General features: G+C 48.3%; 10 tRNA genes and 1 rRNA gene. All 11 read left to right on the forward strand.

What is annotated here, in order from left to right:
* Positions 1-101: ribosomal RNA gene (gene rrf, locus ASG02_RS06120) — 5S ribosomal RNA — on the forward strand; the annotation flags it as partial.
* 80 nt (positions 102-181) lie between these two features.
* Positions 182-257, forward strand: a tRNA-Asp gene (locus ASG02_RS06125).
* Positions 258-267: 10 nt separating this feature from the next.
* A tRNA-Phe gene (locus tag ASG02_RS06130) sits at positions 268-343 on the forward strand.
* Between the two features lie 8 nt (positions 344-351).
* Positions 352-427 (forward strand) — tRNA-Thr (locus ASG02_RS06135).
* Positions 428-438: 11 nt separating this feature from the next.
* A tRNA-His gene (locus tag ASG02_RS06140) sits at positions 439-514 on the forward strand.
* Positions 515-537: 23 nt separating this feature from the next.
* Positions 538-613: transfer RNA gene (locus ASG02_RS06145), tRNA-Lys, on the forward strand.
* Positions 614-620: 7 nt separating this feature from the next.
* Positions 621-704 (forward strand) — tRNA-Leu (locus ASG02_RS06150).
* Between the two features lie 7 nt (positions 705-711).
* Positions 712-786 (forward strand) — tRNA-Gly (locus ASG02_RS06155).
* Positions 787-807: 21 nt separating this feature from the next.
* A tRNA-Leu gene (locus ASG02_RS06160) sits at positions 808-894 on the forward strand.
* Between the two features lie 6 nt (positions 895-900).
* Positions 901-974: transfer RNA gene (locus ASG02_RS06165), tRNA-Arg, on the forward strand.
* 5 nt (positions 975-979) lie between these two features.
* Positions 980-1,056 (forward strand) — tRNA-Pro (locus ASG02_RS06170).
* The last annotated feature ends 105 nt before the right edge of the window (positions 1,057-1,161 follow it).

Here is a 1,161-nt window from a genome sequence, read left to right on the forward strand (position 1 = left end):
CAAGTGGTCACACCCGTTCCCATGCCGAACACGGAAGTTAAGCACTTGAACGCCGAAAGTAGTTGGGGGCTTCCCCCTGTGAGGATAGGACGTTGCCAGGCTTTTGTTTTTTTAATAAAACAATTGACAGACTTACATAGATGTTTTATCATTATAGAAGTCGTCACCTTATACTTAAAACGGTCCTGTGGTGTAGCGGTTAACATGCCTGCCTGTCACGCAGGAGATCGCGGGTTCGAATCCCGTCAGGACCGCCATTTTAATATCGGCTTTGTAGCTCAGTTGGTAGAGCAAAGGACTGAAAATCCTTGTGTCGGCGGTTCGATTCCGTCCAAAGCCACCATTTCTTTTGCCGGTGTAGCTCAGCTGGTAGAGCAACTGACTTGTAATCAGTAGGTCGCGGGTTCGACTCCTGTTGCCGGCACCATTTTTATTTTGGCGATTGTGGCGAAGTGGTTAACGCACCGGATTGTGATTCCGGCATTCGTGGGTTCAATTCCCATCAGTCGCCCCATTTTTCAACTTCATATTATTTATGTGTCATTAGCTCAGTTGGTAGAGCATCTGACTTTTAATCAGAGGGTCGCAGGTTCGAATCCTGCATGACACACCATTTTTATGCGGGTGTGGCGGAATTGGTAGACGCGCTAGATTTAGGATCTAGTGTCTTTGACGTGGGGGTTCAAGTCCCTTCACCCGTACCATTTATATGCGGAAGTAGTTCAGTGGTAGAATACGACCTTGCCAAGGTCGGGGTCGCGGGTTCGAATCCCGTCTTCCGCTCCATTTATATTTGAATAGCATTATGCGGTCGTGGCGGAATCGGTAGACGCGCTAGGTTGAGGGCCTAGTGGTGGCAACATCGTGGAGGTTCAAGTCCTCTCGACCGCACCATATGATGCACCCTTAGCTCAGCTGGATAGAGTACTTGACTACGAATCAAGGGGTCGGGAGTTCGAATCTCTCAGGGTGCACTTTTCGGGAAGTAGCTCAGCTTGGTAGAGCACTTGGTTTGGGACCAAGGGGTCGCAGGTTCGAATCCTGTCTTCCCGACCATTATTTTCATACGAAATACATTGGACTTTGAAAACTGAACGATGAGGCAAAAATCGTATTCTACGGAATACAAAAACGAATGAAGCGCAAGCTTCGTCAATCGTG

It is taken from the genome of Exiguobacterium sp. Leaf196 (assembly GCF_001423965.1).
Taxonomy (GTDB): Bacteria; Bacillota; Bacilli; order Exiguobacteriales; family Exiguobacteriaceae; genus Exiguobacterium_A.